Annotated in this window: 35 protein-coding genes and 2 pseudogenes; 21 read left to right on the top strand and 16 right to left on the bottom strand. The window is 54.6% G+C overall.

All coding sequences use genetic code 11. The features are described from left to right. The first annotated feature begins 103 nt into the window (after positions 1-103). From JVX88_RS35920 to JVX88_RS35900, 5 genes are all read left to right on the top strand, one after another. Positions 104-331, top strand: a complete 228-nt coding sequence (locus JVX88_RS35920) for a hypothetical protein (RefSeq protein WP_211629124.1) — start codon at positions 104-106, stop codon at positions 329-331. A 435-nt stretch (positions 332-766) separates the two neighbouring features. Beyond that, positions 767-1,252 carry a peroxiredoxin family protein gene (locus JVX88_RS35915; protein WP_211623830.1) on the top strand — a complete coding sequence of 162 codons (486 nt, stop codon included), beginning with the start codon at positions 767-769 and terminating at the stop codon, positions 1,250-1,252. Between the two features lies 1 nt (position 1,253). Next, entirely contained in the window at positions 1,254-1,802 is a 549-nt protein-coding gene (locus JVX88_RS35910; protein ID WP_211629057.1) for a pentapeptide repeat-containing protein, read from the top strand. Positions 1,803-1,884: 82 nt separating this feature from the next. Then, positions 1,885-3,651 (top strand): alpha/beta fold hydrolase, encoded by a 1,767-nt coding sequence (locus JVX88_RS43725; protein ID WP_263975422.1) that lies wholly within the window; start codon positions 1,885-1,887, stop codon positions 3,649-3,651. Beyond that, positions 3,609-4,031 (top strand): response regulator, encoded by a 423-nt coding sequence (locus JVX88_RS35900; protein WP_263975421.1) that lies wholly within the window; start codon positions 3,609-3,611, stop codon positions 4,029-4,031. Before JVX88_RS43725 ends, JVX88_RS35900 begins: the two co-directional genes overlap by 43 nt. An 8-nt stretch (positions 4,032-4,039) precedes the next feature. On the opposite strand, the gene msrA is transcribed toward JVX88_RS35900, so the two are convergent. From msrA to rpsT, 3 genes are read right to left on the bottom strand one after another with little or no spacing between them, the layout of a single operon-like run. Continuing rightward, entirely contained in the window at positions 4,040-4,525 is a 486-nt protein-coding gene (msrA, locus tag JVX88_RS35895) for a peptide-methionine (S)-S-oxide reductase MsrA (RefSeq protein WP_211623825.1), read from the bottom strand. 48 nt (positions 4,526-4,573) lie between these two features. Next, the gene (locus JVX88_RS35890) at positions 4,574-5,725 is read right to left on the bottom strand and encodes a sensor histidine kinase (protein WP_211623823.1); all 1,152 of its coding nucleotides are present in this window, start codon (positions 5,723-5,725) and stop codon (positions 4,574-4,576) included. 10 nt (positions 5,726-5,735) lie between these two features. Further along, positions 5,736-6,032, bottom strand: coding sequence for a 30S ribosomal protein S20 (rpsT, locus tag JVX88_RS35885; RefSeq protein ID WP_211623821.1), 297 nt, complete (start codon positions 6,030-6,032; stop codon positions 5,736-5,738). A gap of 231 nt (positions 6,033-6,263) precedes the next feature. On the opposite strand from rpsT, the gene JVX88_RS35880 reads away from it, so the two are divergent. Next, complete coding sequence (locus tag JVX88_RS35880; protein ID WP_317134581.1) at positions 6,264-6,929, top strand: histidinol dehydrogenase; 666 nt, start codon at positions 6,264-6,266, stop codon at positions 6,927-6,929. Here JVX88_RS35880 and JVX88_RS43720 read toward each other — a convergent pair. Continuing rightward, positions 6,818-7,726 carry a hypothetical protein gene (locus tag JVX88_RS43720; RefSeq protein ID WP_211623819.1) on the bottom strand — a complete coding sequence of 303 codons (909 nt, stop codon included), beginning with the start codon at positions 7,724-7,726 and terminating at the stop codon, positions 6,818-6,820. The two genes, JVX88_RS35880 and JVX88_RS43720, sit on opposite strands and share 112 nt — an antisense overlap. A 188-nt stretch (positions 7,727-7,914) precedes the next feature. Further along, the gene (locus JVX88_RS35870; RefSeq protein ID WP_263975420.1) at positions 7,915-9,126 is read right to left on the bottom strand and encodes a polyamine aminopropyltransferase; all 1,212 of its coding nucleotides are present in this window, start codon (positions 9,124-9,126) and stop codon (positions 7,915-7,917) included. Here JVX88_RS35870 and JVX88_RS35865 point away from each other — a divergent pair. Together JVX88_RS35865 and JVX88_RS35860 are read left to right on the top strand one after the other, a co-directional pair. Then, positions 9,071-9,445 (top strand): 23S rRNA (guanosine(2251)-2'-O)-methyltransferase RlmB, encoded by a 375-nt coding sequence (locus tag JVX88_RS35865; protein ID WP_211623815.1) that lies wholly within the window; start codon positions 9,071-9,073, stop codon positions 9,443-9,445. The genes JVX88_RS35870 and JVX88_RS35865 overlap by 56 nt on opposite strands. A gap of 115 nt (positions 9,446-9,560) precedes the next feature. After that, the gene (locus JVX88_RS35860; protein ID WP_211623813.1) at positions 9,561-9,845 is read left to right on the top strand and encodes a DUF1816 domain-containing protein; all 285 of its coding nucleotides are present in this window, start codon (positions 9,561-9,563) and stop codon (positions 9,843-9,845) included. Here JVX88_RS35860 and JVX88_RS35855 read toward each other — a convergent pair. From JVX88_RS35855 to JVX88_RS35850, 3 genes are read right to left on the bottom strand one after another with little or no spacing between them, the layout of a single operon-like run. Continuing rightward, positions 9,829-10,122 carry an alpha/beta fold hydrolase gene (locus JVX88_RS35855; RefSeq protein WP_263975418.1) on the bottom strand — a complete coding sequence of 98 codons (294 nt, stop codon included), beginning with the start codon at positions 10,120-10,122 and terminating at the stop codon, positions 9,829-9,831. The two genes, JVX88_RS35860 and JVX88_RS35855, sit on opposite strands and share 17 nt — an antisense overlap. Further along, positions 10,089-10,526 (bottom strand): cbb3-type cytochrome c oxidase subunit I, encoded by a 438-nt coding sequence (locus tag JVX88_RS43715; RefSeq protein ID WP_317134580.1) that lies wholly within the window; start codon positions 10,524-10,526, stop codon positions 10,089-10,091. Before JVX88_RS43715 ends, JVX88_RS35855 begins: the two co-directional genes overlap by 34 nt. Further along, complete coding sequence (locus JVX88_RS35850; protein WP_317134579.1) at positions 10,516-11,289, bottom strand: cbb3-type cytochrome c oxidase subunit I; 774 nt, start codon at positions 11,287-11,289, stop codon at positions 10,516-10,518. Before JVX88_RS35850 ends, JVX88_RS43715 begins: the two co-directional genes overlap by 11 nt. A gap of 47 nt (positions 11,290-11,336) precedes the next feature. Between JVX88_RS35850 and JVX88_RS35845 the strand changes: the two genes are divergently transcribed. Beyond that, positions 11,337-12,467 carry a carboxylesterase family protein gene (locus tag JVX88_RS35845; protein ID WP_211623811.1) on the top strand — a complete coding sequence of 377 codons (1,131 nt, stop codon included), beginning with the start codon at positions 11,337-11,339 and terminating at the stop codon, positions 12,465-12,467. Positions 12,468-12,478: 11 nt separating this feature from the next. Here the strand turns inward: JVX88_RS35845 and JVX88_RS43710 are convergent. Further along, positions 12,479-12,682 (bottom strand): annotated as a pseudogene (locus JVX88_RS43710) (biliverdin-producing heme oxygenase); the annotation flags it as partial. 517 nt (positions 12,683-13,199) lie between these two features. Between JVX88_RS43710 and JVX88_RS35835 the strand changes: the two are divergent. The 7 genes from JVX88_RS35835 to JVX88_RS35805 all read left to right on the top strand — a co-directional run bounded on the left by JVX88_RS35835 (position 13,200) and on the right by JVX88_RS35805 (position 17,489). Further along, positions 13,200-13,559 (top strand): diacylglycerol kinase family protein, encoded by a 360-nt coding sequence (locus JVX88_RS35835; protein WP_211623809.1) that lies wholly within the window; start codon positions 13,200-13,202, stop codon positions 13,557-13,559. 23 nt (positions 13,560-13,582) lie between these two features. Beyond that, on the top strand, positions 13,583-14,155 hold the full coding sequence (locus JVX88_RS35830) for a cation-translocating P-type ATPase C-terminal domain-containing protein (RefSeq protein ID WP_317134578.1): 573 nt from the start codon (positions 13,583-13,585) through the stop codon (positions 14,153-14,155). A 23-nt stretch (positions 14,156-14,178) separates the two neighbouring features. Beyond that, positions 14,179-14,670 carry an AAA family ATPase gene (locus JVX88_RS35825; protein ID WP_211623807.1) on the top strand — a complete coding sequence of 164 codons (492 nt, stop codon included), beginning with the start codon at positions 14,179-14,181 and terminating at the stop codon, positions 14,668-14,670. 88 nt (positions 14,671-14,758) lie between these two features. Next, positions 14,759-15,496 (top strand): tetratricopeptide repeat protein, encoded by a 738-nt coding sequence (locus JVX88_RS35820; protein WP_211623805.1) that lies wholly within the window; start codon positions 14,759-14,761, stop codon positions 15,494-15,496. Beyond that, positions 15,493-16,038, top strand: a complete 546-nt coding sequence (locus JVX88_RS35815; RefSeq protein ID WP_211623803.1) for a hypothetical protein — start codon at positions 15,493-15,495, stop codon at positions 16,036-16,038. The genes JVX88_RS35820 and JVX88_RS35815 overlap by 4 nt, the downstream gene beginning before the upstream one ends. 294 nt (positions 16,039-16,332) lie before the next feature. Continuing rightward, positions 16,333-16,623: a transposase gene (locus JVX88_RS35810; protein WP_211623800.1), complete on the top strand. Its 291-nt coding sequence runs from the start codon at positions 16,333-16,335 to the stop codon at positions 16,621-16,623. Beyond that, positions 16,620-17,489, top strand: a complete 870-nt coding sequence (locus tag JVX88_RS35805; protein WP_211623798.1) for an ATP-binding protein — start codon at positions 16,620-16,622, stop codon at positions 17,487-17,489. Before JVX88_RS35810 ends, JVX88_RS35805 begins: the two co-directional genes overlap by 4 nt. A 115-nt stretch (positions 17,490-17,604) precedes the next feature. On the opposite strand, the gene JVX88_RS35800 is transcribed toward JVX88_RS35805, so the two are convergent. From JVX88_RS35800 to cysE, 4 genes are all read right to left on the bottom strand, one after another. Continuing rightward, positions 17,605-17,769, bottom strand: coding sequence for a hypothetical protein (locus tag JVX88_RS35800; RefSeq protein ID WP_211623796.1), 165 nt, complete (start codon positions 17,767-17,769; stop codon positions 17,605-17,607). Between the two features lie 6 nt (positions 17,770-17,775). Next, positions 17,776-17,928, bottom strand: a complete 153-nt coding sequence (locus JVX88_RS35795; RefSeq protein WP_211623794.1) for a hypothetical protein — start codon at positions 17,926-17,928, stop codon at positions 17,776-17,778. A gap of 76 nt (positions 17,929-18,004) precedes the next feature. Continuing rightward, complete coding sequence (locus tag JVX88_RS35790; RefSeq protein ID WP_211623792.1) at positions 18,005-18,223, bottom strand: Asr1405/Asl0597 family protein; 219 nt, start codon at positions 18,221-18,223, stop codon at positions 18,005-18,007. A gap of 177 nt (positions 18,224-18,400) precedes the next feature. Further along, positions 18,401-19,042 (bottom strand): serine O-acetyltransferase, encoded by a 642-nt coding sequence (gene cysE / locus JVX88_RS35785; RefSeq protein WP_317134687.1) that lies wholly within the window; start codon positions 19,040-19,042, stop codon positions 18,401-18,403. Between cysE and JVX88_RS35780 the strand changes: the two genes are divergently transcribed. Genes JVX88_RS35780 through JVX88_RS35770 form a run of 3 tightly spaced genes read left to right on the top strand, consistent with a single transcriptional unit; the run spans position 19,002 to position 20,919 of the window. Continuing rightward, positions 19,002-20,060, top strand: a complete 1,059-nt coding sequence (locus JVX88_RS35780; protein WP_317134577.1) for a branched-chain amino acid ABC transporter permease — start codon at positions 19,002-19,004, stop codon at positions 20,058-20,060. The two genes, cysE and JVX88_RS35780, sit on opposite strands and share 41 nt — an antisense overlap. After that, a complete protein-coding gene (locus JVX88_RS35775; protein WP_211623786.1) occupies positions 20,057-20,314 on the top strand; it encodes an ATP-binding cassette domain-containing protein in 258 nt (85 codons plus the stop codon). The genes JVX88_RS35780 and JVX88_RS35775 overlap by 4 nt, the downstream gene beginning before the upstream one ends. Next, the gene (locus JVX88_RS35770) at positions 20,296-20,919 is read left to right on the top strand and encodes a M16 family metallopeptidase (protein ID WP_211623784.1); all 624 of its coding nucleotides are present in this window, start codon (positions 20,296-20,298) and stop codon (positions 20,917-20,919) included. Before JVX88_RS35775 ends, JVX88_RS35770 begins: the two co-directional genes overlap by 19 nt. A 98-nt stretch (positions 20,920-21,017) precedes the next feature. On the opposite strand, the gene JVX88_RS43705 is transcribed toward JVX88_RS35770, so the two are convergent. Further along, the gene (locus tag JVX88_RS43705; protein ID WP_211623782.1) at positions 21,018-21,209 is read right to left on the bottom strand and encodes a hypothetical protein; all 192 of its coding nucleotides are present in this window, start codon (positions 21,207-21,209) and stop codon (positions 21,018-21,020) included. Positions 21,210-21,247: 38 nt separating this feature from the next. Next, entirely contained in the window at positions 21,248-22,312 is a 1,065-nt protein-coding gene (locus JVX88_RS35760; RefSeq protein WP_317134576.1) for a PAS domain-containing protein, read from the bottom strand. On the opposite strand from JVX88_RS35760, the gene JVX88_RS35755 reads away from it, so the two are divergent. Beyond that, the gene (locus tag JVX88_RS35755; protein WP_211629123.1) at positions 22,292-22,618 is read left to right on the top strand and encodes a hypothetical protein; all 327 of its coding nucleotides are present in this window, start codon (positions 22,292-22,294) and stop codon (positions 22,616-22,618) included. The two genes, JVX88_RS35760 and JVX88_RS35755, sit on opposite strands and share 21 nt — an antisense overlap. Positions 22,619-22,790: 172 nt before the next feature. On the opposite strand, the pseudogene JVX88_RS44830 reads toward JVX88_RS35755, so the two are convergent. Beyond that, positions 22,791-23,600, bottom strand: a pseudogene (locus JVX88_RS44830) (metallophosphoesterase); the annotation flags it as partial. 71 nt (positions 23,601-23,671) lie between these two features. On the opposite strand from JVX88_RS44830, the gene JVX88_RS35745 reads away from it, so the two are divergent. Further along, positions 23,672-24,463 carry an acyl-CoA desaturase gene (locus JVX88_RS35745; RefSeq protein ID WP_211629054.1) on the top strand — a complete coding sequence of 264 codons (792 nt, stop codon included), beginning with the start codon at positions 23,672-23,674 and terminating at the stop codon, positions 24,461-24,463. The last annotated feature ends 118 nt before the right edge of the window (positions 24,464-24,581 follow it).

The raw sequence follows: 24,581 nt of genomic DNA, 5'->3' as shown, positions 1-24,581 counted from the left end.
ATGCGTATGATCATCATGATGGTGATGATGATTATGGTGATGATCATGCTCCTGCTGCGATCGCTCGATCTCTTCCTGAACTAAATCAGCATAAGCGTCTGGGTTGTTGTACCCCACATCCAGAACAGAACTGGCCAAAGAACAAGAACGACTGGCTAAAGAACAAGAACGACTGGCTAAAGAACAGGCTCAACGGGCAGAAGAACAAGCCCAGGCTCAACTCCTGCAAGCAGCTCGCAATCTATTAGCAACGGGAATGCCGGCTGAGCAGGTTGTGGCGCTGCTGAGTTTATCAGAGGCCCAGGTGCAAGAGCTGCATTCCTCGGACTAAAGCTGTTTCTGTTCAAGCAAGCTGACCAGTTAGCCCCGGTTGGGCTTGTAGTCTGCGAAGCTAAGAGCTTCTGAATTGAGGGCAGTAGCAATGTCCGGCTCTAATGCGGCTGCGATTGGATAGCCGATCGGTCGTTGGGCCTGTCACTTTCTGATCACTTTTGCTGGATAGGGTGTTTCTCAATCCTGAAATGCACTCACTGTATATTCAGGATTGACGTCGTCCTAGTGGCGTCTCTACTAAATGTAGCGCTAGCCCATCGGGGAGAGGAGAGCCGTACCTCCCGGTTTACTCCTCTACCCCATTCTGGCCTGAGCTTTGGTCTGAATTTGTGGAATCACTATTGCTACATTACCTACCTGCAACGTTCAGAGCCGCATTCTGAAAAGTACCTGGTCAGGAGCGCTCGATGCAATGATCTGAAGCTAAGCCCTTATGATGTCTCTAACGGTTGGCGATCCAGTTCCCTGGTTCATGCTTCCTTCCACATCCAATCCCACCTTTCACTTCGATACGGTTGGTGGATACTATGTTGTTTTGTTTTTCTTCGGCAGTTCTAAATATTATAAGGCAGCGGTTCCCTTAAGAGACTTTTGCCAGCGGCAAACCCAGTTTCTAACTCTCAAAATTCCCTTCTTTGGCATCAGTGTTGATTCAGACGATGCCGCTTTAGCAGAACTTGTAGAGCATCCGAGTTATTTCAAATTGATGTGGGATTTTGAGGCGGAAGTCAGCAGGCAGTATGGAGTGTGTCAGCTTCAGGGTGAAACGATCAGCTACCAGCCGATTACCTTGGTACTAGACCCAACACTGCGCGTTTTGCAGATTTTCCCAATCCAGAACCCGTCGGAGCATGTCAATCAGGTGATGCAGTTTCTGGAAACGTTGCCAGCTCCAGAACCGCACCAAAGCTGGACTTGACCTGAATCGGGCTAATCTGGCCGGTGCCAAGCTGACTGGAGCCAAGTTGACCGGAGCCAAGTTGACCGGAGCCAACCTGGATGGAGCCAGCCTCTTGGGCTGTCAGCTGGTGGGAGCCGACCTGCGGGCCAACCTTCTGGGCGCGAACCTGATGCAGGCCGATTTGACCGAAGCGGATCTGCGGGGTGCCAACCTGCGCGGTGCCAATCTGATGCAGGCGCGGCTGGTGCAAACCGCCTTAGCAGGTGCGTTCCTGAGCGGTGCGAATTTGATGGGCGTCAGTCTACAAGGCTGTGACTTGCGGGGAGCCGATTTGCGGGGCGCGAACCTGAATGGCACCAACCTGCGGGGGGCGAACTTGGCTCAGGCCGATCTGCAAGGAGCCATCTTGACCGAAGCCAACCTGGAGGAATCGGACCTGCGCGACGCCAATCTGGCCGGAGCCAACCTGACCGGAGCCAACCTGCTCTGTGCCGAGCTGACCGGTGCGAATCTGCAAGGCACCAATCTAACGGCCGCCTGCCTCAAAGGAACTGTGCTGGAATCCTAATCTTCTGCTCTCTTGTCCAACGATCCCCAACAGCAGTAAGCTCATCCCAAATGCACAAACCATCACACTGCTGATTGATAAGTTGGATAAAACTGTGGCAATAAAAGAAAATTCGATCACAATCAATGAACTGGAGTGGTTCTATCGGGAAGCGGAGCCGTTGAATCCTTCGGTAAAACCACCAGTGCTGCTGCTGCATGGGCTGCCGTCCCAAAGCTATGGCTGGCGCAACGTGATGCCCGCCCTGGCCGAACAAGGGTTTCGCTCGATTGCCCCGGACTGGATTGGCTTTGGGTTTTCGGGAAAGCCAGATAAGCGTAGCTTTGCCTACACCTCGGATGCCTATGTGCAAGCATTGGCCGATTTTCTGCAGGCTTTAGAGATTCCGCGCCTGTTTCTGGTGGTGCAGGGATTCCTAGGGTCGGTAGGGTTACAGTACGCTCTCCGCTATCCCGACTCGATTGAGCGGTTGGCTATCTTGAATGCGCCGATTACCACCGCGGCCAAACTGCCCTGGAAGATGAAGCAGCTTGGCTTGCCGCTGATAGGAGAAATCAGCGGCAATGGTGACAACGACACCGCTTACCTCACCTACGCCGTCATCTCCGCGACCCTCACCAACGCCTCCACGCACTCGATCCTCGGCTACGGGCGGATCTACACCCCCCTCGTCAACGACGGGCTCGTCAACGCCGACGTCGCGGGCAAGGGCATCTTCATGATCGATCGCCCGAAGTTCAACAGCGGCACCATGACCGCCTCGAGCGGCGGCCTCCTCCAGTTCCGCACCCCGGTCACCCAGACCTCCAGCGGCATCATCATCTCCAGCGACAACAGCCCCGTGCAGTTCAATAACGCCGTGGGCCTGACCTCGGGCGGCACGCTCAACGGCGCGGGCGCGAACTCGGGTATCCAGTATTTCGGCAGCAACCAGCTCGAAAGCGTCACGCTCCTCAACAACCACATGGTCATGGACGGCGCCATCGTCAACATCCGCGACGCCGGCGTCGTCAACAACGGCCTCTGGACCGTCAGCAGCCCCACCGCACCGGGCAACTTCACCCGTATCGCTACCGGCGGCACCGGCAACCCCACCAGCGCCACCATCTCCGGCACGGGCACCATCCGCCTCCAGGGCGTCCAGAGCGGCAACGGCGACAACGACACCGCCTACCTCACCTACGGCACCGTCAACGACGTCCTGACCAACGCCGCGGGACACTCGATCCGCGGTTACGGCCGGATCTACGCCAACCTCGTGAACAACGGCACGATCGTCGCCGACAACACACCCAACGCCAGTGGACCCGCGAGCAAGGGCCTCTTCTTCATCGACCGACCCAAGATCAACAACGGCACGATCACCGCGACCAACGGCGGCTTTGTCCAGTTCCGAGGAATCACCGTCACCGGCAACCCATCGGCACAGATCATCTCCACCGACGCCGCAAGCCCCGTGCAGATGGTCAACGCCACCATGACCGGCGGCGGGTTCACCACCAGCGGCACCGGTGTCTTCCAGTACTTCGGCAGCAACACCCTCAGCAACCTCACCGTCAACGGCACGCACCAGATCACCGATGCCGCGCTCGTCAATCTCGCCACCGACTTCACCAACAACGGCAACTGGCTCATCAGCCAACCCACAGCCCCCGGCAACTTCACCCGCATGGTGTGGCGGGCGCAACGGTGCTGGGTGATGGCCGGATTATGCCGATTGCTGATGTGCTGGAACTCATTGACCTCTGGCAGGGCCGCATCCGCCGCGAAGCTGGCAGCTCGCTTTGGGATCAGGGCGAAGCTCAAGTGCCAGCAGAATCAGCGACTAAGACTGAACCTACCGTGCTGATTGTAGATGACTCGATTACGGTGCGGGAGCTGTTGTCCATGACCTTCAGCAAGGTAGGGTATCGGGTCGAGCAGGCTCGCGATGGTCAAGAAGCCTGGGAAAAACTGCGCTCTGGACTGCCTTGCGATCTGGTGTTCTGTGATATCGAAATGCCGCGAATGGACGGTTTGGAACTGCTGTCGCGGATTCAGAAAGATGCCAACCTTAACCACCTGCCAATTGCCATGCTCACCTCTAGAGGGGCAGATCGCCACCGTCAGATGGCCGTTCAGCTTGGTGCTAAGGGTTACTTCACCAAGCCCTATCTAGAAGAAATGCTGCTGGATGCGGCGCAGCGCATGTTGAAAGGCGAGGTGTTGGTTTCGAGCACCAATATCTAAGTAGTCGGCTAGTCCACAGATTGGCTGTGTTGCTTTGTCTCTTGCCGCTTTTTCTCTAGGTATTGCTGGTGATAGTCCTCGGCTAACCAGTAGTTAGAAGCGGCTTGGATTTGAGTAACAATGGGTTTGTCGTAATGACCAGATTCCTCTAACTGGCGTTTGGAGCGCTCGGCGACTAACCGCTGCTCCGGGGTGTGATAAAAAATCACCGAGCGGTATTGTTCACCCCGGTCTGCGCCCTGTCGGTTCAAGCTGGTGGGATCATGGATGCTCCAAAACACTTGAAGCAGTTCATCGTAGGCGACGAGGATTGGGTCGTATTCGAGTTGGGCAACTTCGGCATGGCCAGTAATCCGCGACAGCACATCAAGATAACTGGGGTGTTCGAAATGCCCACCCATATAGCCAACCGAGGTAGAAATCACGCCCTTGACGCGACGAAATTTGTCTTCTACACCCCAAAAACATCCGGCTCCAAAGGTTGCTTTTTCCATGCGACTTCTCAGTTCAAACTAGAAATTGACGTTAACGTTAAAGTTGTGTTATAAGTAATCACGTGAGTTGCGCTGGAAGCGGTCAAACACGCGATCCTTGAAGTGATCCGGGATGCCGATACCGGTATCGCGCACCATGATCAGCACCTGTTCCTCATCATCCGGCTTGAGCGCGGCTTCGACATGGATGCTGCCGCCCGGATTGGTGTAGTTGAAGGCGTTGTCGATGATGTTGATCATGATCTGATCGAGCTTCAGCCGGTCTGCCTGGATGGTGGGCAGATCGGGCGCGATCTGGGTTGTCACATGGAGCTTCTTGGCGAGCAGATCAGGCTGTTCGCTGATGGTGTGCAGCGCGTCCATGATCACCGCGCGCAGGTTGACCGGTTCGAGTGAAAGCTGCTCGCCGGAGTCGATCCGCGAGATATTCAGCAGATCGTTCACCAGTTCTGCCAGGCGATCCGCGTTGGTCTTGATCGTTTGCAGGAAGCGCTGCTGTGCGTCCGAGACTTCGCCGCCGCCCCCCATCAGCAGCAGGTCGGCATACCCCTTGATGCTCGTCATCGGTGTGCGCAGTTCATGGCTCACGTTCGAAATGAACTCGCTCTTCATGCGATCCACTTCGACATCGCGGGTGATATCGCGGATCACGGCGACTGTGCCGAGCGGCTGGTCGGCAATGGCGACAGGGGAGGCGCGCATGCTGATCACGTGACGCCCAAAGTCGATCCGGTCGATGATCAGCTCGTCATCGGCAGCGCGATCGGGCTGCTGAAGATAATTCTGAAGTGGGCGCACCCAGGGCTGCGCCATGCCGTACACGCTGTTCAGATGCGCCAGCGATTCGCCCATGACGTTGGCGCGCGGCAGATTGAGGATTCGCTCAGCGGCCTGGTTGAACAGGATCACCTTGCCGGCTGCATCCGTCAGGATCACACCGTCGGCGATACCTTCCAGGATGGCGGTGTTCTTTTCGGCTTCTTCCTGTTCAGCGCGCAGCAGGTGAGACATGCGTTCCGCCTGATCGCGGATCAGCGCATAGAGATCGGCATTGCTGATGGCGGCGGCTAGCTGGTTGCCCGCCGCGGCGACCAGGCGCATCTGCGGTTCACCGAAGACGCCCGGCTGCTTCGCCAGCAGCACGACCGCGCCAATGACTTCCTCATTCGTCTCCAGCCGAACGACCAGTTGTCCTGCCACCTCAAGCCTGCTATGAAGCCGCCGCTTCCTTCGATTTCAATACTTTAGCGAGGCGAGATTTTTTGCGGGCACCGTTGTTGGGATGCAGCACGCCGCGCTTCACAGCTTTGTCAATTTTGCTGTAGGCCGCAGACATAGTGCGCTGCACTTCTGCCATTGTTTCGGCAGTAGGGTTTGCCGCATAGGCATCGACCGCCGTTAAGTAGCGCTTCATCAGGGTTCTCACGGCGGACTTATAGGATTTGTTGTGCAGGCGGTTCCGCTCTGCAATCTGGATACGCTTGATTGCCGACTTAATATTTGCCACGGTAACTATCTAGATAGAGGTCAGAAGAGTTTCTTTCAGCGATCCACCATTCTAGCGAATGATTTGACAAAAATGCCAGACAATCTGCCATCGTTTCTACATAAATCCTTGGAAAATCCAGGTTAAGCTAGAAGAGACACAGGTTTGACGCCAGCCGCTAAGATGGCTGAAGTAAACAGACCTGTACTGATGGGTTACTTCCCGACCTTGCGTTTTTAAGTCACTGTGGCAATGCTGCGAATCATCACTCAGCGGGCTGAGGCACTCACCGAACTGCGACGAATCTGCGATCGCACTCATGACGATCAAGTTGTGCATAAAGAGGCAACGGTTCGAGAAGTGCTGCAAGCCGTGAAGCGGCAGGGCGACCGAGCGGTACTGCACTACACCGAAGAATACGACCAAGTTTCTCTGAAACCTGAAGAGTTGCGCGTCTCCGGCTCGGAACTAGACGCCGCTTACCAGCAGGTTTCCCAAGAGCTGCTCAACGCGATCCAGCTTGCCTGCCGTCAGGTCGAGTCGTTTCACCGACAGCGGGTGCCCAAGAGCTGGGTCCAGTTTGGCCAGGATGAGGTGGTGCTGGGTAAGCGCTATACCCCAGTTGACCGGGCGGGCTTATATGTTCCGGGCGGACGCGCCGCCTATGCCAGCACGGTAATCATGAACGCGATTCCGGCAAAAGTGGCTCAGGTACCGCGAATTGTGATTGCCACTCCACCCGGACCGAATAAAGCGGTCAATCCTGCCGTTTTGGTTGCGGCCCAGGAAGCCGGCGTAGACGAAATCTACCGCGTTGCTTCATCGCCAATCGGCGGGGCTTTGCCAATCAGAATCTCAAACCGCAGCCGCTGCTCAAATCGCTGGAGTTCGTCGAGGGCTTCTTCTTCGAGTTCGTAATTCAAAAATGGCGACGTCTGCTCTGACTGCTCTCTGACCCGATCCACAATGGGGCCTACCAGGAAATTTTTTGAAATCTGCTGGGTCAACAGGGGGATGATAATCATCAGCAAGACCAGCCGAATCGAAATGATGGTTTTGGATCGGGAGACCCGAAAATCCTGCAAAACCTCCTGTTCGGCTTGGGGATCGAGGTCGCGCTTAATCCGATCAACGGTTTCTAAAATTGAACGAGGTAACACACCGGTTTTATCTGTAATTGACTTAAGATCGCGTTTAGGTAGGTCATCAGAAGGGTTCAAACCATTCGCTTGGTTGAGAGATGGGCTATTGGCCTTGGCAACATTTGGCTCCGAAACAATGATGACCGAGCTGGGTTCCGGCTGCTCATAGCGAGCAACAACATCATCGATAAACCGCAATTTTTTCAAAATTAAACTGGGCTGATCGATCACGCTGATTGTGCGTAAATCGGTCGCACTTTCATCGAGTTGAATTTCAGTTACCGATTGGTTCGATTGTCGTACAATTGAACGGCTCGCTTTGAACTCAATCAATCTAACTTTAATAATATTGAGGTACTTTTTTAACTCTCCCTGAAAGTAAGCTTGAGCGCTTTTGCTGTAGTTGCCTGAATTCAGCAAGATTCGATTGCCGTTAAAGTGAGCATCCTCTAGTCCTTTGATTCTCAAGGCAGCTTCATAAGCTTCGTTCAGCGCTCGCTCAGGAGTGCGAAGCAACCAGCGATTTGCGGCTTGTAGAGAGCTTCTAACTGGACCCAAAAAAGAATTGCGCATGGTTTTTGTCGCACGACATTACACGACATTAATAGAAAATTAGCAGTGCTTGAGCGCCCAAATAATTTAAGAGTTTCTTTAAAGGTTTGAGTTTAAGACCACAAATTAGCTGACAGTGAAACCGCTTCCAATCTGATTTAATCAATTCAATGAATTAGCGATAGAGCCGTTTGAGCTATCAGCAACTATCAGTCACTACAGCGTTCATAAATAGGTTGTGGCTTTAGTTTTGCTTTCAAAAGGTTATAAAAACGCGTCGTGTAAAGCTTGCCGAGAGCGAAATTGTTTGGATCCGGAAAATCAACTATCGCTACGTCAAAAGATTCAATTGCGGTATTGTCCAGCCAAACGAACGCATCGGCATTGATCACAGAGACACGCGGGTCAGAAAAAGCATTCTTGTTTAATTCAGCTAGAGCCGGAAGTGCGTTTGAAAGCCCTGTCATCAGCGGATCAAGATCGACCAGCGTAACGCTTTCGACGCTTGGATACTTAAGTATCTCCCGTAACGCAAGCCCGTCGCCGCCGCCGAGAACAATCACACGTCTTGGTTCGCCGGTGTGGGCCGCAAATGCCGGATGAACGAGTGCTTCGTGATAACGGTATTCATCAAATGAGTTGAATTGTAGATTGCCGTTAAGGAAAAGCGAATGGCCGAGCTTGCCACGCGTAACCACGATGCGTTGGTAAGGCGAACTTTTCGCATACACGATCTGATCGGGAAACAGTCCGTCCTCTGCAAGCGTTGTCAGGCTTTCGGCCTTTATAAATGCGATGCCGAGCAGAACGATCACAGCAAAGCCCTTAACCCGAAGTATGGTCAATCTTTTCGTTTTGATCAGCGGAGCGAGCAGCCAGGTCGCCCAAAGGCCGACCGCAGCATTCAGCATCCCGAAAAGCAATGACGTGCGGTTCAGACCAAGCTTCGGAACCAAGAAGATCGGGAACATCAATGCAGCAAGCAGCGCTCCAACATAGTCAAGAGCAAGCACCTTTGAAACAAGCTCTTTGAAATCGAGCTCGTCTTTCAATATCCGCATGAGCAGCGGTATTTCCAATCCGACAAGTGTCCCGATGATGAAAACCATCGAATAAAGGATCAGGCCGAAATAGGACACGTAAGCGAAGGTGAGAAAAAGCAGAGGGGCCGAAGCTCCGCCGATGATGGCAACCGCCAGCTCAATATCTATAAACTTTTCAGCGACATTCCTTTCAATGAACCGCGAAAGCCAAGAGCCTACGCCCATCGCGAAAAGATAAACGCCGATTATCGTCGAAAACTGCGTTACCGAATCGCCCAATACGTATGAAGAAACGGTTGCGGCAAGCAGTTCATATTCTACTGTGGCCAAGGTGGCTGCCGGAGCTTTAGAAACTTTTCCAGTCGCAAGGGTTGTCAACTTAGGGCGAGCCTTGGAAGAATTAAAAAGTGCTGGTTTTTGGATCTACGGCACCGTTGCTGAAGCTGATCAACCCGTGGATGCTGTAACGTTCAGCGGAGCGATCGCGCTGGTGATTGGTTCGGAAGGTGAAGGGCTGGGTCTACTCACACAAAAAGCTTGTGATGCTCTGGTTTCAATTCCATTACAAGGTCATGTTCCAAGCTTGAACGCCTCTGTTGCCGCTGGTATGGTGCTCTATGAAGTTTTTCGACAACGGCGATCCCAGCGATTTAATCTCAAAACCGTATCAAAAGAGGCTTTGCAAAAGCATGTGTAACACAGTATAAACAGAGTGTAAAAACGATTGATGGTGCGGGCGGCCCTATCAGGGTGGCGGCAGGTCCTCGGCATGTAGCTCTATGTCATTGCATCCGGCAAACTGGTGAGAGCATATGAATGAACTTTGGTTGAGCACGCTGGAATTTCTTGGTCTGGCTTGGTGGATTGAAATCACCACGGAATCGCCGAATTGTACATATTACTTTGGCCCCTATGTCAGTGCAAGTGAAGCAGAGTCTGACCAATCAGGCTTTGTCGAAGATTTAGAGCAGGAAGGCGCAAAAGCCATCCAAGTGACGATCAAGCGCTGCAAACCCAGCCAGCTCACCATTTTTGACGAAACGCTCGACGCCCAGGCCGCCCGTGGGATTTCACCCGCCTTTAGCGGTCAGATGTAATCACCTCTGGATGCTGAGCTATCCACGCGTCAATATCTTGCAGTACCTGATTCGGAATCTCCCAGGGAAACAGGTGTGCCACTCCTTCGTAGCAGTGCGTTTGACAGTTGGCTAGTGCCTTGGCGGTCTCCAAGCTCGCCGCTGCCGTAATGTGCCGATCCTCAGCGCCAGCCAGCATCAGCACTGGGCAGGTAATTTGGTCAAGATGGACAAGGCGATTGTAGCCATTACGAATGGCTCGATTCAGGGCACGACTAGCGGCAGCAGAGGTTTGCAAATAGGCCGAGGTGCCTTCCTCGGCCAAATACTGATAGGCCAGAGCCGTATGCTGTTGAATCTCATCATCCGTCCGGTCATTTTGGGAAACCAGTGGTATATGGCGGCGTAGATGCCAAACACACTGCCGCCAAACAAGACATAGTGCAGGTGCGCCACGATGAAATAGGTGTCGTGAACGTGAATATCAAACGGTACAGAGGCCACCATGACGCCGCTAATGCCGCCGATCACAAATTCACCGACAAAGCCCATCGCGAATAACATGGCGCTGTTGAGGGCAATTTTGCCGCCCCACATAGTCGCCAACCAGCTAAATACCTTGATGCCCGTCGGTACGGCAATCACCATCGTGGTAATCATAAAGAACATCCGCAGCCAAGCTGGGGTGCCGCTAGTGAACATGTGGTGTGCCCAGACGATTAGACCCCAAAAACGAAATCGCCAGACTGGAGTAGGCAATCGCTAGGTAGCCAAAAATCGGCTTGCGGGCATGCACCGGAATAATTTCGGAAATCGCCCCAAACAGCGGCAGAATCATGATGTACACCGCCGGATGGGAATAAAACCAGAACATATGCTGATACACTACCGGATCGCCGCCGCCCGTAGGGTTGAAAAAGGCCGTTCCCACCAGCAAATCAAAGGCCAGCAGAATTAGAGCACCGGCCAACACCGGCGTCCCAATCAAAATCAGAGCCGAGGTGGCTAGCATCGACCAGCAGAACAACGGCATGCTGTTGAGGTCCATGCTGGGGACGCGCATCTTGATGATGGTGGTAAAGAAATTGATTGCCCCCAGAATCGAGGAAGTTCCGAGCACCAGCAGCGAAAAAATCCAGATGCCTTCACCGACTTTGCCCGTCATCAGGCTAAGGGGTGGATAGGAAGTCCATCCGGCTTGGGGCGCATCTACCAGAATGCTGAGAGCGAGTAACACCCCGGCTGGCGGCAGCATCCAGAAGGCCAAGGCATTCATTTTGGGAAAGGCCATGTCCCGTGCCCCAATCATCAGGGGAATCAGGTAATTGGCCAGCCCTGCACCCGCCGGAATGATCCAGAGAAAGATCATGATCGTGCCGTGCAGGGTGAGCAGTTGGTTATACAGTTCGGGGCTGACCACATCCGAGGCGGGGGTTCGCAGCTCGGTGCGGATCACGTCCGCCATCAGTCCCCCAATGGTATGACGGCAGTGCCTTTGCCCAGCAGGGACTGGTGGTCATTAGCTTCAACTATCGCTTGGGGCGTTTAGGGTTCTTTGCTCATCCGGCCCTCACCGCAGCAAACGAAGGGCCTCTCGGTAACTACGGCTTGCTGGATCAGTTGGCGGCTCTGCGATGGGTGCAGCGCAATGTGGCCGCTTTTGGCGGCGATCCAAGCCAAGTCACGATCATGGGGGAATCGGCAGGCGGGATTTCAGTAATGCACCACCTAACTTCGCCACAGTCGCAGGGGCTATTTCACCGAGCGATTGTGTTGTCGGGCGGCGGGCGTACCTATCTGGTAGGTTTGCGCAAGCTGAGTCAAAGCACTCCAGAATTACCGTCTGCGGAGGAAAGCGGCCTTGAGTTTGCCAGAAGTGTTGGGGTTACTGGCACCGGACCCGAGGCATTGGTAGCATTGCGTGCCCTACCCGCCGAACAGGTGAATGGTGATATGAATATGGGCGCGTTACTGTCGAAACCACCGACCTATGCCGGCGGCCCCATCTTCGACGGCGACCTGATCACAACAACCCCTGGAGAAATTTTACAGCGAGGCGAAGTGGCAGACGTCCCCGTCCTGATTGGCACCACTAGCGCCGATCTGCCCGTCACCTTCCCGCCCCTAGAAAACCCGTTTTCCTACTTTGGGCCAGAGGCAGCACAGGCCATCGCTGCCTACAATCCTGATGGTACCCTGCCGCCAGAGGTGAGCATTCCGACCATTGCCGTTGATATCACCATGCATGAACCGGCCCGCTTCGTGGCCCGACAGGTGACAGCAGCCGGCAACTCGGCTTGGCTCTATCGGTTTGGCTATGTGGCGGAATCCCTGCGTCCGGAGCAGCTCGGTGCCGAACATGCCAGCGAACAGCCCTATTTGTTTAGTACACTGGATGCTCGCTATGGTGAGGCCGTCACCGAGAACGATCGGGAAATGGCGCGGCTGTTTCACACCTACTTCGCCAATTTTGCCAAGTCCGGCAACCCCAATGGCGCAGGCCTACCTCCCTGGCCCCAATACGACTCTACCAAACCCGATCTGATGCTGTTCACCCTCGATGCCAATGCCGAGATCCAACCCGATCCCTGGACCGAACTCCGAGCTACATACTCTTTCGTAGCCGCAGAAGGGGCAATCTGATCGCGCCAATTGTTGCCAAAGTAGTAGTGCAGATCTTGCTCTAGAGTGGCCTTGCGGTGCAGTTCTGGGAAGTAGATTTTGGAAACCACCGGATGCTCGCGATGGCGTTCCATTTCTTCTTCCATGGCAGAGTAGACATAGTAAAAGTTGGCCGCCAGCTTCCGATAGGAAGCCTTTTCCACAACGCCCTTGAGGAAACACTTGATAAAGCCCATGTTCTCAGCAGCGGTATGAGCTTTTTTGGTTCCTTCGCGCAATTTAGTCGCTAGATTACTGGTCATGCTAAAGGTCCTATCCCAACGTTGATTGATGATTTATCGATTCGGCGTCTCAGCACTCAAAGGATTTGGTACTTTGGTTATTGTCCTTGAAGCAGCACTGAATCCCACCCAAAAATTTCCTCAGCTTTGGTCTTTACAAACCGCTGACGAATCTTTTAGATAGGTCTTAACAAACAGCAGATGCACCGGAAAAAGTACACCTAAATTGTTACAGTAGACTGATTTGATGAGCGTTTGTGTTAAAAATTCTTACGCGAAAGTATGATCGGCGACGAAGCACAAGGCTCCCAGAGCTGCTAAGATGCTGGCCAAACCAAGTTTCAGCACGATGATTGGGCTGACAATTGTATTTATCATTTGGGTCAATTGCAATTCATCTATTTAACATTTAGTTACGCTCGCGCTTAACTGGAATCAGAACCCCAAAACCGTAAGCAAACTGCAAAAACACGTGAAACGGGCCTTACTCCTGATTAACCCCCATGCGCGACAAGGTGATCTTGCCCGCCAGCAAGCCCAGCATGAGCTAACCGCCCAAGGCTTTACCCTGCTAGAGGAATCTGCAGAGGTACCTGAACGCTTACCCCAACTCATTTGCCAGTATCAGGAACAGATTGATCTAGTGATTGTGGGAGGCGGTGACGGCACTATCAATGCTGCTATTGAAGGATTGCTAGAAACTCAGTTGCCATTGGGTGTACTGCCATTGGGAACGGCTAACAATTTGGCCCGCTCGCTCAATATCCCCAGTCATTTACCCAGCGCCTGCCGTATCATTGCTGCGGGCAAGCTGCAGCTGCCTCACCTCTAATTGTCGGAGCCGCTGGAGTACCCTTGTCGCCGCTGCAAATTCTCTGGATGAACCTAGTTACCGACGGTTTACCGGCTCTTGCCCTAGCTGTAGAACCGGCTGAACCCAACGTGATGCAGCGCCCGCCTCACGATCCCAGCGAAAGTATCTTTGCTCGCGGTTTGGGCTGGTACATGGTGCGGATTGGGATCATTCTGGCGATTATCACAATTGTGCTGATGGCGTGGGCCTATCCCTATACGCAGGCTACTCCCGGCGATCCGCAACGCTGGAAGACGATGGTGTTTACCACCCTATGTCTGGCGCAAATGGGACACGCGATGGCAATCCGCTCTAACACGCAGCTCACGGTAGAACTGAATCCATTCACCAATCCTTTTTTGCTGATTGCGGTTGGGTTAACCACGATTTTGCAGTTGATGCTAGTTTATGTACCACCCCTGCGCGATTTCTTTGGCACTCACTACCTGAATGCCACCGAACTTGGCATTTGCATTGGCACTAGCCTGTTGATGTTTGTTTGGGTGGAGCTAGAAAAACTGTTCTGCCGCTGGTATTTTAAACGGCGACCTGGCCGCATCAATCCCATCGATTAGCGCCGCCTGATCCAATCATTGGCATGTATCTCAAAACCCTCCATCTGAAGCAGTTTCGCAATTATCACGACCAGCAGGTGGAGTTTGTTGCGCCCAAAACAATTCTGGTGGGAGATAATGCCCAGGGCAAGTCGAATCTGCTAGAGGCCGTCGAACTATTGGCGACGCTGCGCTCCCATCGAGCGTTGCGGGATCGTGATTTGGTACTAGATGGGGAACAGGTTGGGCAGATTCAGGCGACGCTGGAACGACATGAGTCTCCCGTGGACCTGGCTTTAACCCTGCGCAGCAACGGACGCCGCACCGTCAGCCTCAATAGCGAAACCCTGCGCCGCCAGCTTGATTTTCTGGGTGTACTCAATGCCGTGCAGTTTTCCAGCCTCGATCTGGAGCTGGTGCGAGGCAGTCCGGGAGAGCGGCGCAACTGGCTCGATACGCTCCTAACCCAGCTCGAACCGGTATATGCCTACATTTTGCAGCAGTACAACACCGTACTCCGGCAACGCAAAGATTGAATAGTGTTCGTCAAAATTGTTATTAGGGCGCCGCGGCTAGATGCTGCGGCGTTTTTCGTTCACTTACTATTTGATAAACTTACTATAAGTGATAGCTAAGACTTTTTTTCTACCGCTGATCGCCGTCATTCTGAGCTTTGTCGGCGGCTTTTTTATCGCCAACGCATTGAATAAAGGCGAAATGGACAAACTCCGTAAAGAGAATGAGCGGCTCTCGAAAACAGTTGAGGAAAATTCAAAACGTGAAGCCGCAACCACACTTTCCGACGAGGAGATAAGAGCGAAGATACAAAGGGCGGATGATTCTCCCGGCGATCTTGCCTTCAATCGGGATCTTGGGATGGCTCTTTATAGATATGGGGCTATGCGGCAGGACGTAGATCTTATCAAAGAGTCCGCCCGGCTACTTGAAAGGGTCAATGCCGCGGACCCTAAGGATTACGAAGTGCTGGTCTCGCTTGGGAACGCGGAATTCGACATCGCGAATTTCGCAAAGGAAAACGAGCGCTTTGTAAAAGCGCGCTCAATATATTCAAAGGCTATTGCTATAAAGCAGAACGACGCTGTGGTCCGCACCGACATCGCACTTACTTATTTTCTGGAACAACCGCCAAAGATCACCGAAGCGATCAACGAATTTGACAGAGCTCTTTCAATCGATCCGAAAAACGAAAGGGCGCTTCAGTATTTGATTCAATCATACTGGCTGAAGGGTGATATCGGCTCTGCCGGTAAAGCTCTCGAGCGGTTGAAACAGGTAAACACATCAAATCCGGCAATCCCCGAACTGAATTCGCTTCTTACTCGCACCCCGCCACAACAATGAAAGAGGCAATTTTTATCTTTGCGGTGATCGCCGTACTGATCGCACTAACCGCATTCCGTTATCGACGTCAATTGATCGCGGGATTCGAGATCTGGAGGACGCTCAGGCAAATGCAACAACAGATAAGATCCAAACATTCTCCGGATGGATCTCCGGCGATGCCAAATGAGCATTTTCGTAGAAAGGGAAACGATGAAATGCTCGTGAACTGTTCTAAATGCGGAAAATGGATATCTGAGGCGACGGCGATCCGGTTTGATCAGAACGTTTTCTTTTGCTCAGCTAAGTATATAAAAGACTTGTTCATTTTCAGGGTCAATCAAGGCATACACGTAGTACCCTATTCTCTCGATTACGGAAGTGGGAAATTCTCGGATGAGCATGTCAATATTTTTCCGATTGTATCAGGGAGTATACGCGGATACTTCGCCAACAGTTCTTATTTGGTAAGTATGATGCCAACGTATCAGGAATACAAAACCCCTTCGGAAGTCGAGACCTCTGAAGGGGTGATGAAAAAACTACATCCAACTATGACATAAATTTGCGGTGTTTGGAAGCAGGCGGAATAGCTTGCCAAAGTATGTTATGCTGGTTTCAAGGTGAAGGATGGTGTCCTTGTGGCATAAGAAGAAAGACGCTCAAGAAACTGTTCGTCAAAGAGATAGACGATGTTTAATCGCCTCAAGTCGCCACTTCGATGGTAATGCCCATTCTGGGGTTTTCGTGGTGAGCAATTCGCTCCGCCTAAAAAGCGCGAGAAATCAATGAGCTTGCCCCGATTCAGTGGAGGAAAACCTAAGAGACAGGTACACTGAATCGAGGAGCAGAGGCCAATGGCAGTAGAGCGAAAAAAGTACACAGAAGAGTTCAAGCGCGAAGCAGTACGGCTGATGGAGACCAGCAGCAAACGCATCGCCGAGATTGCGCGTGATCTGGGGATCAATGACAACAACCTGTATCGGTGGCGCAGATTGTATGGTAACCAGTCTCAGACCAACACGAATGGGAGCGTGGCCGAGATGGAAGCGGAGTTGAAACGCTTGCGGCGGGAGAATGAGGTGCTGCGGCAAGAGCGTGACATTTTAAAAAAGGCTATGAGCATTGTCAGCCGGAGCCAGCCATGAGCTACCAGATCATCGAGATCCACCGCGAGGTGGGGCGTGTCGAGCGACTGTGTAGGGCATTAGGGGTATCGGTGAGCGGGTACTACGCCTGGCGCACTCGACCCCCGCGCCAGCGCCAGCAGACTGACGCAGTGCTGCTGACGGAAATTCGGGCTGCTTATCAAGCAAGTCGTGGGTTGTACGGCAGTCCGCGCATCCACGCTGCCCTGCGGCAACAAGGAGTGCGTTGCTCCCGTAAGCGGGTTGCTCGCCTGATGCACCAGCACGGTATTCACTCCCGTCCGCTGCCGCGCAAAGTGCTAGAGCGGATGCAGGAAAGCAATCAGCGCCAGTTAGACCTGATCAATTCGCTAATCGACACCCACGCCGCCGAAATCTGGGGGATTACGCTGCATCCCAAACCCCTAACCCTGAGGCCGCTGGTGACTTCGGCAATTGCCGATCTGCTGCCAATGATGGAACGCGAGCACACCCAGCTCGAAAACCGAATTCCTGAAGATCTGCCCTTGGTTGAGGTGGACCCCTTGCAACTGGCGCGAGTTTACCAAAACCTGCTGGCCAATGCCCTCAAACATAATCCACCGGGGCTGAAGATTGTGTTGGATGCCCAACCAGAGGGTGACTGGATTCGCTGCACCGTCGCAGACGATGGGGTCGGGATTGAGCCAGAACAGTGCGAGCGGCTGTTTGACCCTTATTTTCGCGGCAAGTCTAAACCCAAATCGGTGGGGTTGGGGTTGGGACTGTACCTCTGCCAGCAAATTATTGAGGCTCACGGTGGTCAGATCGGTGTCAGGAGTCAACTCAAGCAAGGAACGCTGTTTTGGTTTACGTTGCCGGTCAACTCAAGGCAGATCAGCGGATGAACTCCTCTATGCGTAATGTTTCTGTTAACGTCTTTGTGGCGCAATCAAACCTGTAGCGAACCTTGAATCAGCGATCGCCGGTTTCAGCCGTTTCCCCTACTTGGCAATCTAGGTTCTAGGTCCCGACCAGAGACTCCTGCTCTACACTCAACTGGGCCAGGACAGTAGCAGGATCGCCGTACTTGCAAGGCCCGTGCCAAGTGTCCCGCCCCACCACCTTAAACCCAGATTCAGTGGGCGGGATCGAACGCAGTGAATTACCGCCATCTACTTCATCCACACCCTGCTATAAGCCAACATATAGATCTTCTGGTGCCACTGCCTCCTGGGCTAATAGCGAGTTGCTTAGTAAAGCTAATGTTGCTCCTACAGTATCCACCACACTTGCAAAAGTAGTTGAAAAAGTAATTACAAAAGTTTTGTTTAATTTATGTTTCATCGTAATCCTCCAACTTTTACCAAAAGGGTGAACCATAAAATTATCTATTCAACGCCATGTGCAACTATATTTGCTCTCACCTCCCCAGTCCTCCTCTCCGCTCTAGCCAGTCCACCATTTCTTGCCGTGAGGCGATGAACTGTTGTACGACACTCCGTACTAACAGAGCACCAGTGCAGTTTTCTACTGCAACACAGAGCGAGCCGTCGGACGGGCAGCAACAGGGAATGGTGAGTTCTTGGAGGCGATGATAGATTCGCCAGCGATCGATCCGAGGGACAGATACAACATGCATTGTGGTATTGGCATGCGTTATATGAATTGACTGGGTTGCAGAATGAGTAGGGGAAGAGAGGAACATTAGCATTACCTCAAAAGGGTTGATGGGAAGTGAACGGTGAATTATTTTATTGTTTTGAATCTGAGTTAATGTTGAGCAAATCGATTTTGAGATAAATGTTGAGATAATTAATTACCGGGATAATTGCTGAACTTGTTGTTCTAATTGCTCGATTCGATCTAGCAAAGCCCGTATAGCAATTGCTTCGGCATCGGGAATTTGGTCATGATCGAGCGGGCAGGTTTGGGTTGTTTCGCGGCAAATATTGCGACCGGGTATGCCAACGGCTGTACAGTGAGCAGGAACAGGGCGTAGTACAATCGATCCGGCTCCAATGCGGGCGAAATCGCCAATGTGAATATTGCCTAGAATTTTGGCTCCGGCTCCCACCACCACATGCTGACCGAGGGTGGGATGGCGTTTACCGGTTTCTTTTCCTGTTCCCCCCAGCGTTACACCTTGATAGATCAGGCAATAGTCACCGACAATCGCAGTTTCGCCAATCACAACTCCCATACCGTGATCGATAAACACACCTTTGCCGATCACCGCACCCGGATGGATTTCAATGCCGGTGAAAAATCGGCCCAGATGGGAAATTAACCGAGGCAGAAACACCACATACCGACCATGCAGCCAATGAGCCAGACGATAGCACAACAGCGCATGAAAACCGGGATAGCAGCAAAGCACCTCTAGCCAGTGACGAGCCGCTGGGTCTCGCTCAAAAATAATGCGAAAATCTTCCTGTAGAGTTTGCCAGACTTGCCGCAGTACGGAGTCAACGTTGAATTTGAAACTTGGCTTAGTTTCAGAGCTAGCGAGGCTAGATACCTTGGAAAGCGCAGGGAAGAGGAAGAGGGTGAGGGGGTGCTGCATCTTCGTGGGCTCCCTCATGGCCGGTGCGCTGGTGGCGGCCGCGTGTGGCTACCTGGTGGGCCTGCCCTCGCTCCGGCTCAGGGGCGACTACCTCGCGATCGTCACGCTGGGATTCGGCGAGATCGTCCGCGTGCTCATCCAGTCGCAGACCACCGACGTGCTCTACGACGCCCAGGAGATCGCGCAACTGCCTGTCTACAAGTGGCCGCTGCACACCGGTGGGTCGCTCGGGTTCTCGGGGCTGCCGCCCTACGCGAGCCTCTTCTGGGCGTGGCTCTTCGCGGGCATCACCCTGCTGGTCGCGTTCCGGCTCAAGTACAGCTCGACCGGACGGGCGTTCCTCTCCATCCGCGAGGACGAGGTCGCCGCCGCCGCCATGGGCGTGAACACCACCAAGTACAAGGTGCGGGCCTTCGTGATCGCCGCGGCGCTGGCGGGCATCGCCGGGGGCCTTTTCGCCCACACCACCGGCGTGCAGCTCAACCCCGGCGAGCTGGGCTTCCAGAAGTCCTTCGACATCATCATCATGGTCGTTCTCGGGGGCCTGGGGTCCATCAGCGGCGCCGCGATCGCCGCCACCCTGCTCACCCTGCTGCCCGAGGCGCTGCGCGAGCCGCGCAGCCTCTTCCCCGACGGGCTGTACGTCCTCATCCCGCTGGCCATCCTCATCTCCATCTTCACCCAGCGGCGCTGGCGCGCCCTGGCGGTCCTGGCCGGCGTCGTCGCCGGGTGGGAGCTCATGCGCTGGGGTGCCCGCGAGGCGGGCGTGAAACTCTCCGACTACCGAATGGTGCTCTACGCGCTCATGCTCATCACCGTGATGATCGTCCGCCCGATGGGTCTGCTGGGCGTCGGCGAGATCTGGGACCGCTCGCTCTGGACGCGGCGGCGCCGCGGAAAGGGCAAGCCATGAGCGCGCTCGCCCTCGACGTTCGCGCGATCTCGATCCAGTTCGGCGGGCTCAAGGCCGTCACCGACTTCTCGCTCCAGCTCCCGCCGGGTCGGCTTCATGGGCTCATCGGGCCCAACGGCGCGGGGAAGACCACCTGCTTCAACCTGCTCACGGGCGTCTACCGCCCGACCAACGCCCGCGCTCGCGGCGGCGTGGGAGACATCCTCCTTGCTTTGGCGACTGGCAAGCTCCGCAGGTGCCGCTACCAACGTTGAATTTACCGCTTTTGAGCGCACAGCCCCAACGATTAGTGACCGAGCAAGATACTCAGCAGGCGATCGTGATGTTGGGGTATCTGGCGGCATCGGTGCAGGATGCGGATCACATTGCCCTAAAGCTGCTCAATACCTATTTAGGCAATGGCTTATCGAGCCGGCTGTTTGTGGAACTGCGCGAAAAGCGGGGTCTGGCCTATGATGTGTCGGCATTCTACCCCACTCGGGTGGACACGTCCTACTTTGTCACCTACATCGGCACGGCTCCCGACAACGCAGCAATTGCTCTAGAAGGGCTATACCACGAGGTGGAGCGCCTTCATAAAACACTGCTGACACCGGAAGAACTAGAGGCAGCTCAGAATAAACTGCTGGGTCAGTATGCGCTCGGCAAACAGACAAACGCCCAGATTGCGCAGATTTTCGGCTGGTACGAGATTCTGAATCTCGGCATTGAGTTTGACCAGAAATTTCAGCAAGCAGTGGCAGCGGTCACAGCTGAAGAAATTCAGCAGGCGGTACGGCGTTACTTAAATCAGCCCTATGTGTCAATTGTGGGACCAGCGACGGCGATTGAGCTAGCGACAACGGCTGCGGTCGGTTAGACCCACGGCTGCTTTCATGCATTGCTGCTTGCTGGGCCGAGGTTTGGCTACAGCCGGTGATATAGCCGGAGTGAGTCGCTGAGGTATGAAGTTGTTTGTCAACCCTCAACACTTCCCTCCAGCCAAACCGATACTGACCCGCCTTTGCAATGAAACTGGCCCCAGCCATATTCGTTGGTGTAGACCGGCTCCCTGATATGTTCGGTCAGATCATAAAATTCAGCGTTGGGTTTACCGACTTCCATCCATTTGCTACCTCCCCAGCCATCGCTCATGAGCACAGCCATCACCTGCGGGTGCTCCTGATTGCCCAGCCGGGTCCAGCCGACTACACTGGAGTGATCAAAATAGTCATATTGGTCGCCGTGGGCGTAGTGCTTGCGGGCATAGAGGAATTTGTCAAGCAGCCAGCGATGGGAATCGAGCCAGATTTCATGCTCTTGGCCATCCCGACCTTGGTCGCGGTAGTGAGGCGGGCGGAGATGTCCTCGGCGAAGACCCAGAGGCGGGTCTGTCCGTCGGCGGTGCGGACCGTGGCACCGCTGATGAGCACCGGGGTTGAGGTGTGATCCGGCCTGGCGAGCCGACTCTCCGTTGGCTCGAGGCGACGGTGGAGGAGGCTGTCGCGGGCGAGTTCGATGAAGTCGCGTGCGGTGGCGTCGGTGACGAGTTCGGACAGGGGCGTGCCGGCGAGGCTGTGGCGCGGCCTGGCGACGAGCTGTACGAAGCGCGGATTGGCCTGGAGGAGGGTTCCAGCGACGTCGCAGAGGGCGATGGCGACGGGAGCCGACTCGAACATGGAGCGGAACTTCTCCTCCGACTCGCGGAGGATCTGGTCGGCGAGACGCGCCTCGTGGATGTCGTCGCAGACGCCGATGTAGCCCTGGAAGGTGCCTGCGGCGTCGAATCGCGGCCTGGCGCTGACGCGGACCCATCTTGGTCCCGAGGCGCTGGGGACGAACCTGCACTCGATGGTGAAGGGTCTTTGCTCGATCGAGGCGAGCTGGACGCTGGCTTGGGCGGCCTCGGCGTCGTCGGGATGGACCAGGTCGAGCCAGTGGAGGCTCGAGCCTTCAGCGGCGGGCGGCCCCATGAGTTCACGCATGGGCGGGTTGGCGTAGGTGACGGCGGCGTGCCGGTCGGTGACCCAGACCATGACGGGCGAGGCATCGGCCATCTCTCGGAAGGCACGCTCGGAGCGCTGGAGCTCGATCTGGCCTCGGTGCAGGTCGTCGAGGAGTCGGATGATGGAGCGGGCGAGCCGGCCGATCTCGTCGGTGCTTGCGGCGGCGGCGGCGAGGGTGCTTCGGCGCGTGTCGTGTGATGCTCTGAGGGCCTGGTCGATCAGCTGCACGGGCCTGATGACGATGACGTGGAGGGTGAGCCCGAGCATCAGGGCGACGGCAAGCCCGGCGATGAGCACGGCGTCGGTGAAGACGCGGATGGTGGCGATGCCCTGGTGGTAGACGGGGCGATCGGAGCGGACTTCGAGGATGATGCTTGGCTGGCCCGAGATGTCGTGGAGGGTGGTTCGGGCGCGGATGGAGTTGGGGTCGTCGGCGGGGAAGACAGGAGTGCCCTCGGGCTGGTGGGATCATGTAAGCGCGAAGGCTCAACCGATCAGGCGCGATGTCGATCACCTGGAAAAGGCTGGTATCTTCCGCTGCCATGTCAGGCTGGGTGTCCGCGCGATCGTTGAGGCCGTACATCTTCGCCCCCACCACCGACACCATATAGACCGGCCCCTGTGAACGCCCTTCGTCCCGCGCGCTTTTCCCTGCATCGCGCCCGGCTTCGGAGGTCAGGCGGGCATAGCAATGATCGTGACCCTGCAAGACCAAATCGACGGCATACTTGTCGAACAGCGGTTTCCATGCTGCCTGTAGCGCGGGGGTGTCTCCGGGCCGGGCGCAGGTGAAGATCGGCTGATGGAACAGAACAACCTTCCATCTGTCGCCTGCTTCACGCAAGCGCGCATCCAGCCAGCGGGTCTGGCTTTCCGCCGTTCCGAGATCGAGTGCCGAGGTCCCATCCAGAACCACGATCCGGACGCCTTGGTAATCGATCGCATAGGTCGTTGATTCAACGCCTGGCGCACCATTGCCGGGGAGCGCGAAGGTCAATTGCCAGTGATTGCCCAATACCCGGCTTTCACGGCCGTCAGGCCTGAAATGATCGACATACTCGTGATTGCCAGCAGCAGGCACCTGGGGAATGGCAGCCAGCGCCCATCCGCCCGCGGCTGCCCACTCCCCCCATTCGTCATCGTGGACCATGTTATCGCGGCTTGCGACCAGATCACCGGCATGAAGAATCAGGCGAGGGTCTCCGGCTTGCAGCAATGCGCGCCGCCACCCCAGCGAACCGATATCGAGGATCTGGTTCTGCGTATCGCCAAAATAGAGGATGCGGAACGGTGCGTCGTCAGCACGTGCCGTCCTGAACTGATGCCACTCCGAAAAGCCTGCGGAACCGCGCACTCGGTAGGCGTAAGCTGTATCGGGTCGCAAGCCGGCGAAACGCACCGAATGGTGCCGCGCCGACCCATTTTCGCTAACCGAGGCGCGGTTGCTGCCAATCACTTGGCGGGATCGAAGATGAAAATTGGGTGCAGGAACCAGTTCCGCGATCTCCGCGATGGTATCTTGCGCGGCCATGTCGGTGCGCCATGCCACGGCCATTCCGGTCGAAGGGTCTTCGCCGGGGGTGAGAACGATCTGAGACTGACCGCCAGTCTAGTCAGCCGCTTGTAATTAATTGGACAAGCATCGGTATTTTTGTAGCAGTTCACGCTTTAGCGTTACTAGCGCCTTGGTTTTTCTCCTGGTCGGCGCTGGGAGTAACGATTTTTCTTCACTGGCTGCTGGGTAGTATTGGCATTTGTTTGGGGTATCATCGGCTATTGACGCACCGCAGCCTTCAGGTTCCCAAAGCCTTAGAGTATATCATTGCTTTGATTGGAGCCGCAGCCTTGCAAGGTGGTCCAATCTTTTGGGTTGCAGGACATCGCAGACACCATATATACACCGAAGACTTAGACAAAGATCCCTATTCAGCGAAACGGGGCTTTTGGTGGAGTCACATGGGGTGGTTGCTCCACAAACGCCCGGAGTTTTTTGACTATGAATCGAATCGGCAATTTGCACCAGATCTGGCACGTGATGGTTTTTACCGCTGGCTCGATCGCTATTTTCTGTTGCTGCAAATTCCACTCGCAATTGGACTGTACCTGCTGGGTGGTTGGTCATTTGTGATTTATGGCGTATTTGTTAGAACCGTTCTACTTTGGCACAGCACTTGGTTGATCAACTCGGCATCTCATATTACCGGCTACCGGACCCACGACTCAGACGATAACTCGCGTAACCTCTGGTGGGCAGCAATTTTAACCTACGGAGAAGGATGGCACAACAATCACCATGCTTATCCCAATGTGGCAAAAGCAGGATGGCAGTGGTGGGAAATTGATATGACCTGGTGGGTGATTTTAGTCTTACAGCGAATGGGATTAGCCCAACGCATTGTTCTACCTCCGACAGCTTAATACCTTTTTTGATAGCTCTAGTCCCAGTAGATCGCAAATCATGTTGGGATCCCTCCTAGCCCCCCTTACCAAAGGCTACGGTATACACATAAATCCTAGCTGAGGTATCACAACCCCT

Source organism: Leptolyngbya sp. 7M (assembly GCF_018128485.1).
The sequence above is the reverse complement of the archived record's forward strand: the minus strand, read 5'-3'. Positions and strand labels throughout refer to the sequence as shown.